Origin of the sequence: Lysobacter capsici, from assembly GCF_014779555.2 — a bacterium.
GTDB lineage: Bacteria > Pseudomonadota > Gammaproteobacteria > Xanthomonadales > Xanthomonadaceae > Lysobacter > Lysobacter capsici.
This window is the reverse complement of sequence record NZ_CP094357.1, coordinates 1,740,796-1,754,112: the sequence shown is the minus strand read 5'-3', so window position 1 is coordinate 1,754,112 and position 13,317 is coordinate 1,740,796. Positions and strand designations below refer to the sequence as shown.

Below are 13,317 nucleotides of genomic sequence, written 5' to 3'. Positions count from 1 at the left end.
GTGCCTTGGCGCAAAGACGTATTCTAACGCCCTGTCCCGTCGTACCGGCACCGCACCGTATGGATCGCAAACTGCTCGACCTGCTCGTCTGCCCCACCACCCGCCAACCGCTGTTCCCGCTGGAAAGCCGCGGCCTGCAGGCGCTCAACGCCGCGATCGCCGCCGGCGGCCTGGTCCGCGGCGGCGGCGAGGCCCAATCCGAGGCGCTGCGCGAAGCGTTGATCACCCGCGACCGCAAGATCGTCTACATCGTCGACGACGGCATTCCGCTGCTGGATTCGGAAAACGCCATCGCCACCGCCCAAGTCAGCGACTTCCCGAGCGCATGAGCGCGCCCGTCCGCGACCTGACCCCGCCGCCCTCGGCCGAAATCGAGGCCGACGTGGCCGACGCGCTGGCCGAAGACCTCGGCGGCGGCGACGTCACCGCCGACCTGCTGCCCGATTCGGCCGACATCGCCTACCTGTTGTGCAAGGAAGACGCGGTGGTGTGCGGGCGGCCGTGGTTCGACGCCTGCCATCGCGCGCTCGATCCGAACGTTCAGATCGACTGGCGGGTCGCCGAAGGCGACCGCGTCGCCAAGGGCACGGTGCTGGCGACCTTGCAGGGCCGCTCGCGCGCCCTGGTCAGCGCCGAACGCGCTTCGCTGAATTTCCTGCAGACCCTGTCGGGCACCGCCACGACCACCGCGGCGCATGTCGCGGCCGTCGAAGGCACCGGCACCCGCATTCTCGATACCCGCAAGACCCTGCCCGGCCTGCGCCTGGCGCAGAAGTACGCGGTCCGGGTCGGCGGCGGGGTCAACCATCGCATCGGTCTGTATGACGCGGTGATGCTCAAGGAAAACCACGTACGCGCGGCCGGCTCGCTGACCGCGGCGATCCGCGGCGCGCGCGCGAAGCATCCGCAGCTGCCGCTGATCGTCGAAGTCGAATCGCTGGATCAGCTGCGCGAAGCATTGACCGAGGGCTGCGATCGCATCCTGATCGACGATTTCGATGCGCCGACTCGGCGCGAGGCGGTGCGGATCGCGCGCGCCGCGCCGTTCGACGGTCGCATTCCGCTGGAAGTCTCCGGCGGCGTGGATCTGGCCGGGCTGCGCGCCATCGCCCAGGACGGGGTCGACTGCATTTCGATCGGCGGCCTGACCAAACATGTGCGGGCGATCGATCTTTCGTTGAAACTCGGTCCGCCGCCGGGCTGAAGCCCCTTGGCTTTGCCCCTCGCCGCCGCCAGACATTCGCCATGCCCAGCCTGATCTTCCTGATGATATTCGGCGCCGCCGCGTTCTCGTTCTGGAGCGCGGGCCGCGCCGCCGCCGAGCGCGCCGAAGCGGTCGGCCGCGACGCCTGCCGCGCGGCCGGGGTGCAGTGGCTCGATCAGAGCGTGCATGCGATCGGGCTGAAAGTGATCCGGCGCGAGAGCGGCTGGCTCGGGTTCGAGCGCACGTTCCGCTTCGACTATTCGATCGACGGCGAAGACCGGCATGTCGGCCGGCTGGTGCTGCGCGGGGAGCGGCTGATCGCGTTCAGCGGGCCGATTGCGCGCGAGCCGTCGCAGTTGCACTAGGCGCTCGCTTGCCCTCATCCGCCCTTCGGGCACCTTCTCCCGCAAGCGGGAGAAGGGAAAGCGGCGGCGACTCGCCTACCTCGTATCTCCATCTTTCTCCGTCTCCCTCTCCCGCGTGCGGGAGAGGGCCGGGGTGAGGGCGCGTGGTATCGATCGAGCGAAACAAATCAGTTCGCATCGCCACTCCCCCTACGCAGAACCAGCACGGGACCGCCTTCCCGATTCCGCACTTCCTTCGCTCACCGCTAGAAAGACAAGGAAATCGCGAGGCCTACTTGACGATCCGCAAATGCCCGCCGCGACGCGGCGAAGGCGAAGGCGGCTGCGGGCCGTCGTCGTCGCCCTCGGGCGCCGGATCGTTCGGCACCGCGCTCAGCACCGGCGGCGAACCCGCCTCGGCTTCGTCCTGCCCTTCGTCCAGCGCCGACTCTTCCAGGCTGCTGTCTTCCGGCAAGGCCATGCCCTGCCCGGTTTCGCGCGCATAGATCGCCAGCACCGCGCCAACCGGCACCGAGACCGCATGGCTGACGCCGCCGAAGCGGGCGCTGAAGCGGATCAGGTCGTTGCCCATTTCCAGGTGCGAGACCGCGCGCGCGGCGACGTTGAGGACGATCTTGCCGTCCTTGACCGCATGCGCCGGCACCTGCACCGCCGGGCGCGTGGCGTCGACCAGCAGGTGCGGGGTCATGCCGTTGTCGGCGATCCATTCGTACAGTGCCCGCAACAGATAGGGGCGGTGGCTGGTCATCGGCGTGCTGCTTTCGGTCATATACGCATTTTAAGCTAAAGCACCGGCCGGCAGGCGGCCAGCAGCGCATTCACGCGGCGCCGCCATCGTCGACGAACGCCCGCCAGCGACGGATCGCGAGCCGGCTGCACGCGGTGACGAGTCCGGCGGCAACCAGGCCATGCCCGCCCTGCCCGCGCGGCCGATCCTTCGTGATGGTTACAGGAAGGATTTCAGACGCTTTCGGGCCCGGGAACGGCGACGCTTCAGCGCGATCGGAACGCAAGACATCGGGTGAAGTTCAGCCCAGACGATCTGCGCCCCACGAACCCGCTTCCCGCCTCTCGCTTCCCCAATCTCGAATCCCGAATCCCCAATCCCGGCCTTAACCCGGCAAATCGCGCAGCTTGCGCTCCTGCTCGGTCAGGCTGCGGGTGAAACCGGGGTTGCGGAAGATCCGGTTGCCGTAGTCCTCGATCGCCTTGCCGTCCTTCGGCAGCGGCACGTCCAGCGACGGCAGGCGCCAGATGATCGGCGCCATGGCGCAGTCGGCCAGGCTCATTTCCGGATTCAGGAAGAACTTGCTGGCCTTGAACAGCGGCACCGAGGCGGTCAGCAGTTCCTTGAGCCGCTTGCGCGCGGCCTCGGCCTGGGCCTTGTTGCCCATCTGGATGGCCTGCACCTGCGGCACCCAGTCGTGTTCCAGCCGCAGCATCGCCAGGCGCAGACGCGCGCGCGACAGCGGATCGACCGGCATCAGCGGCGGATGCGGGTAGCGCTCGTCCAGGTATTCGCAGACCACGCTGGCCGCGTACAGCACCAGATCGCGCTCGACCAGGGTCGGCACCGAGTGATAGGGATTGAGGTCGACCAGGTCTTCGGGCGGGTTCTGCGGGTCGACCGGGATCAGGTCGTAGGTGACGCCCTTGGCCGCCAGCACCAGCCGGACGCGATGACACAGCACGCAATCGGTGGACGAAAACAGAGTCAGTGCATTACGCATACGGGGGCTCGCCGCCATCATCGACCTCTCCAACGACCGGAATCCGCCAGTCGCAAGACGCCCCCCACCCGCTGTGGAAGGTCATCACGGCCTCGAGCCTGCATTGGACTTTGCCAAGGTTGTCGACTCGGTGGAGCCGACACCCTAGCGGAAAACCCACGCTTGTGGCGTGGGTTTTCCAGTCGAACGACGTCAGTGCTCCACGTCGCGCCAGTACTCGGTCTTCAACAGATACGCGATGAAGGTGAACAACGCCAGGAACAGGATCACCCAAACGCCGAGACTCTGGCGCTTCAGGGCGGCCGGTTCGCCGGCGTACTCGAGGAATGTGGTGATGTCGCGCGTGGCCGTCTTGAAGCCTTCGGCGTCGAGCTTGCCGGGCTGGGTCACCTTGAGCGCATGGACCGGGCGTTCGCCCGTGGCCTTGTCGAGCTCGCCGTATTCCGCGTGCTGCAGGCCCTGCAGCTCCCACAGCGGATTGGGCATCGAGGCGTTCGGGAACAGCTTGTTGTTCCAGCCCAGCGGACGGGTCTCGTCGAGATAGAACTCGTTGAGGTAGGTGTAGATCCAGTCGCTGCCGCGCACGCGCGCGATCACGCTCAGGTCCGGCGGCATCTTGCCGAACCACTGGCTGGCGTGCTCGGCGGTCATGTTGACCTGAACCTGCTCGCCGAACTTGGCGCCGGTGAAGTTGAGGTTGTTCATCACCTCTTCTTCGGTCAGCCCCAGGTCCTCGGCCATGCGCGAATAGCGCAGGTACTTGAGCGAGTGGCAGCCCGAGCAGTAGTTCATGTACAGCTGCGCGCCGCGCTGCAGCGAGGCGCGGTTGCTCAGGTCGGTCTCCGACTGCATCAGGTTGCCGCCGCCGGAAGCGAAGGCGGTGGCCGACACGAGCAGTCCGGCGACGAAGGTGGCGAGCTTCTTCACGATGCGATTCTTCTGCAGAGGCTGGCTGTTTGGAAAGTCGGCGGCGACCGCCGCGGACTCTTGCAGACGGACCTGGGTGCTGGACTTAGTCATGCATCGTCACCCGTTCCGGCACCGGCTTGGTCTTGTCGAGCTTGGTCCACAGCGGCATGGTGATGAAGAAGGCGAAGTACAGGAAGGTCAGCACGCGGCCGACGATGGTCTCGACCGGGTCGGTACCCGGGCCGGCGCCGATCTTGCCCAGCCAGATGAAGCACGCCGCCAGCAGCATCAGCATGAACTTGCTGATCCAGCCGCGGTAACGCACCGACTTGACCTTGCAGCGGTCCAGCCACGGCACCAGGAACAGGATCGCGATCGCCGCGAACATGACCAGCACGCCCGACAGCTTGTGCGGGATCACCCGCAACATCGCGTAGTACGGGGTGTAGTACCACACCGGCTTGATGTGCTCGGGCGTCACCAGGCGGTTGGCCTCGGTGAAGTTGTCGTGCTCGAGGAACCAGCCGCCCATCGCCGGGGCGAAGAAGATGATGAACGCGGCGATGATCAGGAAGAAGCCGACGCCGACCAGGTCCTTGACCGTGTAGTACGGGTGGAACGGAATGCCGTCGAGCGGCTTGTTCGCGTCCCAGCGGTTGCCCTTCGGGCCCTTCTTGATGTCGACGCCGTCGGGGTTGTTGGAACCCACTTCGTGCAGCGCGCCCAGGTGCAGCACCACCAGCAGCAACAGCACCAGCGGCAGCGCGATCACGTGCAGGGCGAAGAAGCGGTTGAGGGTGGCGTCGCCGGGCAGGTAGTCGCCCATGATCCACTCGGTCAGGCCGTTGCCGATCACCGGGATCGCGCCGAACAGCGAGATGATGACCTTCGCGCCCCAGAACGACATCTGGCCCCACGGCAGCACGTAGCCCATGAAGGCTTCGGCCATCAGCACCAGATAGATCAGCATGCCCAGGATCCACACCAGCTCGCGCGGCTTCTGGTACGAGCCGTACAGCAGGCCGCGGAACATGTGCAGGTAGACGACGATGAAGAACAGCGATGCGCCGGTGGAGTGCATGTAGCGGATCAGCCAGCCCCACTCCACGTCGCGCATGATGTATTCGACCGACGAGAACGCATCGGCCGCGGACGGCTTGAAGTGCATCGTCAGGAAGATGCCGGTGACGATCTGGTTGACCAGCACCAGCAGCGCCAGCGAACCGAAGTAGTACCAGACGTTGAAGTTCTTCGGCGCGTAGTACTCGGTCATGTGCTTGCGATAGACCGGCATCATGCCGGGCGCGCGAGCGGTGACCCAATCGAAGACGTTGTTGGCGGTTCGGGTAAGGATGTTGGACATGACTTACGCCGCTCCCTTCGGATCAACGCCGATGATGATGGTGTTGTCGTCTGCGTAGTAGTGCGGAGGCACCAGCAGGTTGATCGGCGCGGGCACGCCCTGGAACACCCGGCCGGCCATGTCGAAACGCGACTTGTGGCAGGGGCAGAAGTAGCCGCCCTTCCACTCGGGGTCGAAGGCTTCGGGCCGGATCTCGGCCTTCATTTCCGGCGAACAGCCCAGGTGGGTGCACAGGCCGACCAGCACCGAGATGCCGGGCTTGATCGAGCGCAGTTCCGGATTGGCGGCGCGCACGTAGGCCGGCTGCTGATCCAGGTTCTCGGACTTCGGATCGCGCAGATGCCTGTCCAGGGTCGGCAGCGCCTTGAGGATGGCCTCGGAGCGCTTGACGATCCAGATCGGCTGACCGCGCCATTCCAGGACCAGGCGCTGGCCTTCGGCCAGGGCGCTGATGTCCGCGGTCACCGGCGCACCGGCGAGCTTGGCGCGCGCGCTGGGGTTCCAGGACTTGATGAAGGGTACCGCCGCAAAACCGGCCCCGACCGCACCGACCACTGCCGTGGTCGCCGTCAGGAACCGACGTCGGCCCGTGTTAATAGGATCGTGGACCCCTTGGTTGGCCATCCGGCACTCCGCGAAAGCTGCAATTCGAAGTTACGCCGCACCGACCGGGCACCATGGGGAACTACTTAACCACTGGCGAAAGGCTGGCGGCACAAAAGACGGGGAAGTGTAGCGGAACCGTTAAGGGCGCGACAATCGGCGGTATTGCAAAACCACGACGCGGTGGCGCGCGGCGGCGGCGGCGGCCGGCGTCGAGCCGGTAAAAGGCGGCTTATTCGCGCTTAATCGGCTAGGGGCGGGGAACAGCGGCGGGCGAACGGCGGCGCGCCCGGCACGGGTTGCGTGGGCATCGCGCCGCCGCGCGGTGCGCGATCGGCCGCGTCGCCGGGATTTCGGCGTCGACGGCGGACTTGCACGCGATCGCGAACCGTCTCGCCCGGAGCTCGGCAGCCTGCGCCGGCCGCCCCGCAACCCTGGTCAGCGCGCGACCACCGCCGAACGATAGCGCTGCGCCAGCACCGCCACCCGCTGCACATAGCGCTGGGTCTCGGCGTACGGCGGCACGCCGCGGTACTTGTCGACCGCGCCCTCGCCGGCGTTGTAGCCGGCCGCGGCCAGGGTCAGGTCGCCGTTGAAGCGCTTGAGCAGCCAGGCCAGGTACTGCACCCCGCCCTGGATGTTCTGGTTGGCGTCGAAGGCGTTGCCGACCCCGAACCGGCGCGCGGTGGCCGGCATCAGCTGCATCAGTCCCTGCGCGCCGACCCGCGACATCGCATTGGGGTTGTAGGCCGATTCGGCGTGGATGATCGCGCGCACGATCGCTTCCTCGACCCCGTGCTGGCGCGCGGCCGCGGCGATCTCGGCCGAGAACGCCGCCGTGTTCAGGCGCAGCGTGCCGAAGTTGACCCCGGGCTGGCTGGCGCAGGCGAAGCAGGTCTCAATGAAGCTGTAGCGGATGGTCCGCACCGCGCTGGCGTTGGCCAGCCCCTGCGGTCGCTTGCTGGTGTAATGGCGCACGCCATCCTTGATAAAGGAATACACCTGGCCCTGGACCAATCGGGTTGGCGGTTGCTGCGGCTTCGGGATCTGCACTGGTGCGCTGACCGGGGCGATCGCGGCGGCATTGGAAGCGGCGTCCGCGGTCGCCGGGGCCATCGCGCCGGGCCGCAGCCCGGCCGCGGCCATGGTCGCGGCCGCGCCGTTGAACGTGGCCGGCGGGTTGTTGTGCGCCGACACCGGCACCCCACCCGTCCCCGCGCCGGCGGTGACCGCGCCCATCGCCGGCGCCGGCGGCGCGTACGACACCGGGGTCGGATTGCGCGGCCGGCTGGCGGCGCTGCTGTAAGAGCTGGCGACCGTGCAGGTCGCGCCCTTGACCTTCTTGCTGACGTAGCTGCGCTCGCCGGCGGCGGTCTCGCAACGCCAAATGGTGCCCGCCCCCGCCGGCGCGAACGCCAACAGGCAGACCAGTCCCAACAGCAGCGAGCTCCCCCTCATTCGGCGGAGTGTCCCCTGCCCGGCCGGGCCTGCCAAGCCCTTGATTCGAAAACGTGACCGCCGGCGCGTCCTGGACCCACCCGCGCCGGCTAGGAGATACACTGACGCCCCGCTGCACCCAGCCACTCCGGCGCGGATTAACCGCCGCCCTTCCCGGACCCGGACCGCCATGACCGACCTGCATCCCCTGCCCACGGCGCCCGCCGCGGGCGCCGCCCGCCCTTCCGTGCCGGGCGCCAAGAAACTCTTCATCGAGACCCACGGTTGCCAGATGAACGAGTACGACTCGGCCAAGATGGCCGACGTGCTCGCCGCCAGCGACGGCCTGGAGCTCACCACCGACGCCAGCGAAGCCGACGTCATCCTGATCAACACCTGCTCGATCCGCGAGAAGGCCCAGGAAAAAGTGTTCAGCCAGCTCGGCCGCTGGAAGCAGCACAAGCAGGGCGATCGCCAGGTCATCATCGGCGTCGGCGGCTGCGTCGCTTCGCAGGAAGGCGCGGCGATCGTCAAGCGCGCGCCGTATGTGGACCTGGTGTTCGGCCCGCAGACCCTGCACCGCCTGCCCGAGCTGATCCGCGCCAAGCGCGACACCGGGCTGCCGCAGGTCGACATCAGCTTTCCCGAGATCGAAAAGTTCGACCGCCTGCCCGAGCCGCGCGCCGAAGGCCCGAGCGCGTTCGTCTCGATCATGGAAGGCTGCAGCAAGTACTGCTCGTTCTGCGTGGTGCCCTACACCCGCGGCGAGGAAGTCAGCCGTCCGTTCGAGGACGTGCTGGTCGAAGTCGCGCAACTGGCCGCGCAAGGCGTGCGCGAGGTCAATCTGCTCGGCCAGAACGTCAATGCCTATCGCGGGCCGTACGGCGAAGACGGCGAGATCGCCGACCTGGGCCTGCTGATCCGCACCATCGCCGAAATCGACGGCATCGACCGCATCCGCTTCACCACCTCGCATCCGCTGGAATTCAGCGATTCGCTGGTCGAGGCCTACCGCGACGTGCCGCAACTGGCGAACTACCTGCACTTACCGGTCCAGGCCGGCAGCGACCGCATCCTGTCGGCGATGAAGCGCGGCTACACCGCGCTGGAATTCAAGCAGAAGATCCGCAAGCTGCGCGCGGTGCGCCCGGACATCTCGATCTCCTCGGACTTCATCGTCGGTTTCCCCGGCGAGACCGACGCGGATTTCGAAAAGACCATGAAGCTGATCGAGGACGTCGGGTTCGACCAGTCGTTCTCCTTCATCTACTCGCGCCGCCCCGGCACCCCGGCCGCAGACCTGGAAGACAACGTGACCGATGCCGAAAAGCATGCGCGCCTGTCGCGCCTGCAGGCGACGATCAACGCCAATTCGCTGCGCATCTCGCAGAGCATGGTCGGCAGCGTCCAGCGCGTGCTGGTCGAAGGCCCGTCGCGCAAAGACCCGAACGAACTCACCGGCAAGACCGAGAACATGCGCTCGGTGAATTTCCCGGCGCCGCCGCGTTTGATCGGCCAGTTCGTGGATGTGCTGATTACGCAGGCGCTGTCGAATTCGCTGCGCGGGCGGGTTCAGTTGGGCGGCGATCAAGCCGCGGCTTGAGTCTCGGGCGCGGGGTCGCAGGCATGCAGCGCGACTTGGTCATTCGCGATGGCGCCACCGGCGACGCGGCGATTCGCGATGTGGTTATTCGCCAGATCGGCGCGGATGAGTTCGCAAGGATCTGGCCGATCTTCGGCGAAGTGCTGGCGCGCGGGGAGATCTACAACTATCCGCCCGACCTGTCGATGCAGCGCGCGCAGGCGATGTGGACCTCGCCGCCGTATCGCAGCTTCATCGCCGAATCCGATACCGGCGAAACCTTGGGCTGCTACAAACTCGGCCCCAACCAACTCGGCCGCGGCGACCACGTCGCCAACGCCAGCTACATGGTCGCCGAACGCGCCTGGGGCCGCGGTATCGGCGGCGCATTGTGCGAACACTCGCTGATCCAGGCGCGCGACGCCGGCTTCCTGGCGATGCAGTTCAACTACGTGGTCAGCAGCAATACCGCCGCGGTGCATCTGTGGCAAAAGCATGGCTTCGCGATTGTCGGGCGGGTGCCGGGCGCGTTCCGGCATGACAGGCTGGGGTTGGTCGATGTGCTGGTGATGCATCGGGTGCTTTGAGGGGCCGTTTTGGCTGTCGTTGCCGTTGTCGTTGTCGTTGTCGTTGTCGTTGTCGTTGCGATAACAGCCACGGGCTCGCTGATGGCGCAAGACCCGCCGAAACCCACCTACCGTCATTCCCGCGAAGGCGGGAATCCAGTGACTTTGAACGTTCTGGCCCGAACGCCTGCGGATGCTCGCTTCGTGAACTGACTCAGCAGATGAATGTACGAGCTAAAGTCACTGGATTCCCGCCTTCGCGGGAATGACGGTCTTGGGTCTATGCCTGATTCGCACTACCAGCCACTCAAGCCATAAACCCAAGATCCCGCACCGCGAAATTCCCCAGGTTCGGAAAGATCAGATCCAGATCCGCATCCGCCACCCCGAACCACTTCGCCAGCGTCGCCGCGTACTGATCCACCGCGGTGGTCGGAATGATCTGCCCCCAGCCCGCGTCGTCGTCGCCGCCGTTGACCAGGGTCGGCATCGTGCCGAAGAACCGTCCTCCGCGCACCGCGCCGCCAACGGCGAAATGATGCCCACCCCAACCGTGATCGGAACCGTCGCCGTTCGACGACAAGGTGCGGCCGAAATCCGAAGCGGTGAACGCGGTGACCTTGTCCGCCACGCCCAGTTCGACGGTCGCGGCGTGAAACGCGGTCAGCGCCTGCGACAATCGCGACAGCAGCGCCGGCTGTTCGCTGAGCAGACGGTCGTGATGATCGAAGCCGCCCATCGAGACGAAATACACCTGCCGCTTCAGGCCCAGCACCTCGCGCACCTTGATCATGCGCGCGACCATCTTCAGCTGCTCGGCCAGGTCGCTGTTCGGAAACGCGGTCTGCAGGTCCGAGGACGAATCCAGCGCGGTGCCGACCGCGTCAGCGTTCTCTCGCGCGCGCCGGAACGACGCGGCGTAGCTGCGGCCGAACGCATGCGGCTGCGCGTTCGGCGCCATCAGCGCCAGGAACGCGCGCCGGCTGTCGCCGTCCCATTCGAAACGGCTGAAATAACGCGGCCCGCCATTGCCGATCACATACTGGCTGCCGTTGCCCGCGCGCTGCAGGATGCTTTCGAAATTCAGCGACACCGACATCGGAATGAAGGCATCGGGATTGGCGTCGTGCAGCAGATCGGCGATGCGGCCGCCCCAACCCAGGTTGCGTCCGTCGCCGGTGCGCGACACCTGCCAGTACTGCTGCTGATCGTTGTGCGAGAACAGCTGCGGCGGCAGTTCGACCGCGTGATTGAGGTAGTCGATCTTGCGGGTCGGCCGGATCAGCGTGCCGACATTGCCCAGCACCGCCGCATGGCCGCTGTTGAACAGGCCTTGCAGACCGCTCATGCCGACCGTGTCCTCGCCGCCGATCGATGCCTGCAAGCCGTAGTCGGCCCCATCGGACGCACCACCGCCGGTTTGCGGCAGCAACGGCAGCAATTGATCCTGCTCCACCGCCAAGGTCACGCGCGCATTGCGGTATTGGGCGTAGTGACTGTTGTCGCGCGGGATCACCATGTTCAACGAATCGTTGCCGCCGAACAGGAACACGCACACCAGCGCCTTGTAATCATTGAAGCTGGCCGGTCCGTAGGCGCGCGTCGCCGCTTCGACCAGGCGCAGATTGCCGAGCGCCGAGTACAGGCCGGCGCCGCCGAGCGAGGTCAGGATCGCATTGCGCAGGAACTCACGACGTTTCATCACAGTGCCCTCCAGGGACGCGTCACTTCTGCACCACGTATTCGGGCGAGTTGACGATCAGGTACAAGGCTTCCTGCACCCGCTCGCGCTTGGCCGCGGTGGTGTTGGCCGGCATGCCGTTGAGCCGTTCCAGCAGCACCTGGCGCATCGGTGCGCTCATCTGCCCGGACAGGAACAAGGTGTTGTAGCGATCGATCAAGGCGCCGGGATTTGTCGCCAATGCCAGGTCGCGACTTAGGTTGATCGCGATCTCGTCGTCGCCGATGCCGCCGGGGTTGCCGACATAGGCATCGAAGATCTTGCGCATCAGATAGCCCTCGTTCGCCGGCAGCATGTAGTCGGTGGCCAGTTGCAGTTCCGGCGCGGCCAGCTGCAATTGCGAGAGCTCGCCGACCGGGCTGTAGCGCGGGCTGAAGAAATTGAATACCGAGGACGCGTACATCGGCGACTGGCCGAGGTTGCCGTCCAGGGTCCAGAACTCGTCGAGAAAGCCCGACTTCGATTTCGCGTTCAAGGCGCGCCACAGATGGGTCAGGCGCAGGATCGGCTCGCGCACCTTGCCGAAATGCTCGGGTTGCGAGGCCGGATCGCGCGCCTCCGCGTCCATCAGCACCGCGGTCACGACCGCGCGCAGATCGCCGCGCACGCCCTGGCCGTTATCGTTGAACGCGGCGGCGACGCGGCCGACATAGGCCGGGCTCGGATTGCTGGTGACCAATCGCTGGATCAACTGCCGACCGATGAACGGCCCGACATTCGGATGTCGGAAGATATTGTCGAGCGCTGCGTCCAGATCGCCGCGCCCGCTGCCGCCGGCCGCGAGCACGCCTCCGGGCAGCGACACACCGGTGTAGTTCAACAATTGCTTCGCCTGCGCCGAGGCGTGGTACGCGGCCTGGTTCTCCATCGGCGTGACCCAGGCCGGCGCGCTGGAATCGTAGTAGTAACAATCGAAATAGCCCTGCGCCTGGCACCCATTGAAGGTCCAGCCGGTGAACACGTGGGCGAAGCCCTTGACCGTGTCCTGGTCGTAAGCGGGGATGGGTTGCTGATTGGCGTCCAGCAGCGGCGTGCCGTCGGCATTGAGCCGCACCAGCCCGACGCTGAACAATTGCAGCACTTCGCGCGCGTAGTTCTCGTCGGGACGGATGTTGTTGACCGGGTCGGGTTTCTGGTTCTGCATCATCGACAGGTAGATGCCCATCACCGGATGCAAGGTCACGTCTTCCAGCAAGGTGCGAAAATTGCCGAAGGCATCGCGCGCCAGCGTGTCGTAGTAATGGGTCATGCCGTGCGGCGTGTTGCCGAGCAGGTCCGAGGTTGCATCGGAGACCACGAAGATTTCGCTGAGCGCGAACGCCACGCGCTGGCGCAATTGATCGCGATGCAGCACGGTCGGCTTGATCGGGTCCTTGCCGCCGAGCGCGTTGACGAACCACGCATCCAGCCGCCAGTCGCGACGCACGCTGTCGCCGGTGCCGGCGCGCTGCGCGGCGTTCTTCATGAAGGTCAGTTGCGACGACATCGGGAAACCGACTTGCTCGTTGATCCAGGCCGAATAACCGATCTGCCGCAGTCGCGCGATGTCCTCCAGGGTCGGGCCGAAGGTCGCCTGCGCCAGGAAGCGCGCCGCTTCGGCGTCGCTGGCTACCGTGTCCGAGACCGCGCGCGGCGCGGGCGCCACGCCCAACGCGCTTGCCGAATCGTTCGCGTTGGCTCGGTCCAATGCGCCCGGATAAGGACCGACGTAATCCGGTGTCGGCGTCACTGTGCGCAACGCGACGACGAGGCCCAGCAGCAGCAACACGCGCGGCATGCCCATCCACGCAGCGCGCAGAAGTATCGAGTTCATTGCG

The 13,317-nt window shown here is 66.3% G+C and carries 13 protein-coding genes; 5 read left to right on the top strand and 8 right to left on the bottom strand.

Going from position 1 to position 13,317, the window contains the following annotated elements:
* Positions 1-59: 59 nt before the first annotated feature.
* The 3 genes from IEQ11_RS07145 to IEQ11_RS07135 are packed head-to-tail and all read left to right on the top strand — an operon-like array spanning position 60 to position 1,569.
* On the top strand, positions 60-329 hold the full coding sequence (locus IEQ11_RS07145; protein ID WP_036101886.1) for a Trm112 family protein: 270 nt from the start codon (positions 60-62) through the stop codon (positions 327-329).
* Positions 326-1,204 (top strand): carboxylating nicotinate-nucleotide diphosphorylase, encoded by an 879-nt coding sequence (nadC, locus tag IEQ11_RS07140; protein ID WP_191823274.1) that lies wholly within the window; start codon positions 326-328, stop codon positions 1,202-1,204. Before IEQ11_RS07145 ends, nadC begins: the two co-directional genes overlap by 4 nt.
* Positions 1,205-1,245: 41 nt before the next feature.
* The gene (locus tag IEQ11_RS07135) at positions 1,246-1,569 is read left to right on the top strand and encodes a DUF3301 domain-containing protein (protein ID WP_036101881.1); all 324 of its coding nucleotides are present in this window, start codon (positions 1,246-1,248) and stop codon (positions 1,567-1,569) included.
* Between the two features lie 271 nt (positions 1,570-1,840).
* Here IEQ11_RS07135 and IEQ11_RS07130 read toward each other — a convergent pair whose 3' ends face one another.
* The 6 genes from IEQ11_RS07130 to IEQ11_RS07105 all read right to left on the bottom strand — a co-directional run bounded on the left by IEQ11_RS07130 (position 1,841) and on the right by IEQ11_RS07105 (position 7,632).
* Complete coding sequence (locus IEQ11_RS07130) at positions 1,841-2,338, bottom strand: ClpXP protease specificity-enhancing factor (RefSeq protein ID WP_036101880.1); 498 nt, start codon at positions 2,336-2,338, stop codon at positions 1,841-1,843.
* Between the two features lie 343 nt (positions 2,339-2,681).
* Positions 2,682-3,317, bottom strand: a complete 636-nt coding sequence (locus IEQ11_RS07125; protein WP_036102142.1) for a glutathione S-transferase N-terminal domain-containing protein — start codon at positions 3,315-3,317, stop codon at positions 2,682-2,684.
* Between the two features lie 174 nt (positions 3,318-3,491).
* On the bottom strand, positions 3,492-4,151 hold the full coding sequence (locus IEQ11_RS07120) for a cytochrome c1 (protein ID WP_228464974.1): 660 nt from the start codon (positions 4,149-4,151) through the stop codon (positions 3,492-3,494).
* A gap of 160 nt (positions 4,152-4,311) precedes the next feature.
* A complete protein-coding gene (locus IEQ11_RS07115; RefSeq protein ID WP_096413985.1) occupies positions 4,312-5,571 on the bottom strand; it encodes a cytochrome b in 1,260 nt (419 codons plus the stop codon).
* A 3-nt stretch (positions 5,572-5,574) separates the two neighbouring features.
* Entirely contained in the window at positions 5,575-6,195 is a 621-nt protein-coding gene (petA, locus tag IEQ11_RS07110; protein WP_191823275.1) for a ubiquinol-cytochrome c reductase iron-sulfur subunit, read from the bottom strand.
* 417 nt (positions 6,196-6,612) lie between these two features.
* Entirely contained in the window at positions 6,613-7,632 is a 1,020-nt protein-coding gene (locus IEQ11_RS07105; protein WP_057921102.1) for a lytic transglycosylase domain-containing protein, read from the bottom strand.
* A 169-nt stretch (positions 7,633-7,801) separates the two neighbouring features.
* Here IEQ11_RS07105 and miaB point away from each other — a divergent pair, with 169 nt between their 5' ends.
* Both miaB and IEQ11_RS07095 read left to right on the top strand, forming a co-directional pair.
* Complete coding sequence (gene miaB, locus IEQ11_RS07100; RefSeq protein ID WP_046655985.1) at positions 7,802-9,214, top strand: tRNA (N6-isopentenyl adenosine(37)-C2)-methylthiotransferase MiaB; 1,413 nt, start codon at positions 7,802-7,804, stop codon at positions 9,212-9,214.
* Between the two features lie 23 nt (positions 9,215-9,237).
* A complete protein-coding gene (locus tag IEQ11_RS07095) occupies positions 9,238-9,780 on the top strand; it encodes a GNAT family N-acetyltransferase (protein WP_191823276.1) in 543 nt (180 codons plus the stop codon).
* A gap of 286 nt (positions 9,781-10,066) precedes the next feature.
* On the opposite strand, the gene IEQ11_RS07090 is transcribed toward IEQ11_RS07095, so the two are convergent.
* Positions 10,067-11,461 (bottom strand): DUF1501 domain-containing protein, encoded by a 1,395-nt coding sequence (locus IEQ11_RS07090; protein WP_191823277.1) that lies wholly within the window; start codon positions 11,459-11,461, stop codon positions 10,067-10,069.
* 22 nt (positions 11,462-11,483) lie between these two features.
* Positions 11,484-13,313, bottom strand: a complete 1,830-nt coding sequence (locus IEQ11_RS07085) for a DUF1800 domain-containing protein (protein WP_191823278.1) — start codon at positions 13,311-13,313, stop codon at positions 11,484-11,486.
* Between the last annotated feature and the right edge of the window lie 4 nt (positions 13,314-13,317).

What these genes read in the sequence shown, in the direction of transcription:
- IEQ11_RS07145 (WP_036101886.1), top strand. Translation starts at nt 60, where the DNA reads ATGGATCGCAAACTGCTCGACCTGCTCGTCTGCCCCACCACCCGCCAA.
- nadC (WP_191823274.1), top strand. Translation starts at nt 326, where the DNA reads ATGAGCGCGCCCGTCCGCGACCTGACCCCGCCGCCCTCGGCCGAAATC.
- IEQ11_RS07135 (WP_036101881.1), top strand. Translation starts at nt 1,246, where the DNA reads ATGCCCAGCCTGATCTTCCTGATGATATTCGGCGCCGCCGCGTTCTCG.
- IEQ11_RS07130 (WP_036101880.1), bottom strand. Translation starts at nt 2,338, where the DNA reads ATGACCGAAAGCAGCACGCCGATGACCAGCCACCGCCCCTATCTGTTG.
- IEQ11_RS07125 (WP_036102142.1), bottom strand. Translation starts at nt 3,317, where the DNA reads ATGGCGGCGAGCCCCCGTATGCGTAATGCACTGACTCTGTTTTCGTCC.
- IEQ11_RS07120 (WP_228464974.1), bottom strand. Translation starts at nt 4,151, where the DNA reads ATGCAGTCGGAGACCGACCTGAGCAACCGCGCCTCGCTGCAGCGCGGC.
- IEQ11_RS07115 (WP_096413985.1), bottom strand. Translation starts at nt 5,571, where the DNA reads ATGTCCAACATCCTTACCCGAACCGCCAACAACGTCTTCGATTGGGTC.
- petA (WP_191823275.1), bottom strand. Translation starts at nt 6,195, where the DNA reads ATGGCCAACCAAGGGGTCCACGATCCTATTAACACGGGCCGACGTCGG.
- IEQ11_RS07105 (WP_057921102.1), bottom strand. Translation starts at nt 7,632, where the DNA reads ATGAGGGGGAGCTCGCTGCTGTTGGGACTGGTCTGCCTGTTGGCGTTC.
- miaB (WP_046655985.1), top strand. Translation starts at nt 7,802, where the DNA reads ATGACCGACCTGCATCCCCTGCCCACGGCGCCCGCCGCGGGCGCCGCC.
- IEQ11_RS07095 (WP_191823276.1), top strand. Translation starts at nt 9,238, where the DNA reads ATGCAGCGCGACTTGGTCATTCGCGATGGCGCCACCGGCGACGCGGCG.
- IEQ11_RS07090 (WP_191823277.1), bottom strand. Translation starts at nt 11,461, where the DNA reads ATGAAACGTCGTGAGTTCCTGCGCAATGCGATCCTGACCTCGCTCGGC.
- IEQ11_RS07085 (WP_191823278.1), bottom strand. Translation starts at nt 13,313, where the DNA reads ATGAACTCGATACTTCTGCGCGCTGCGTGGATGGGCATGCCGCGCGTG.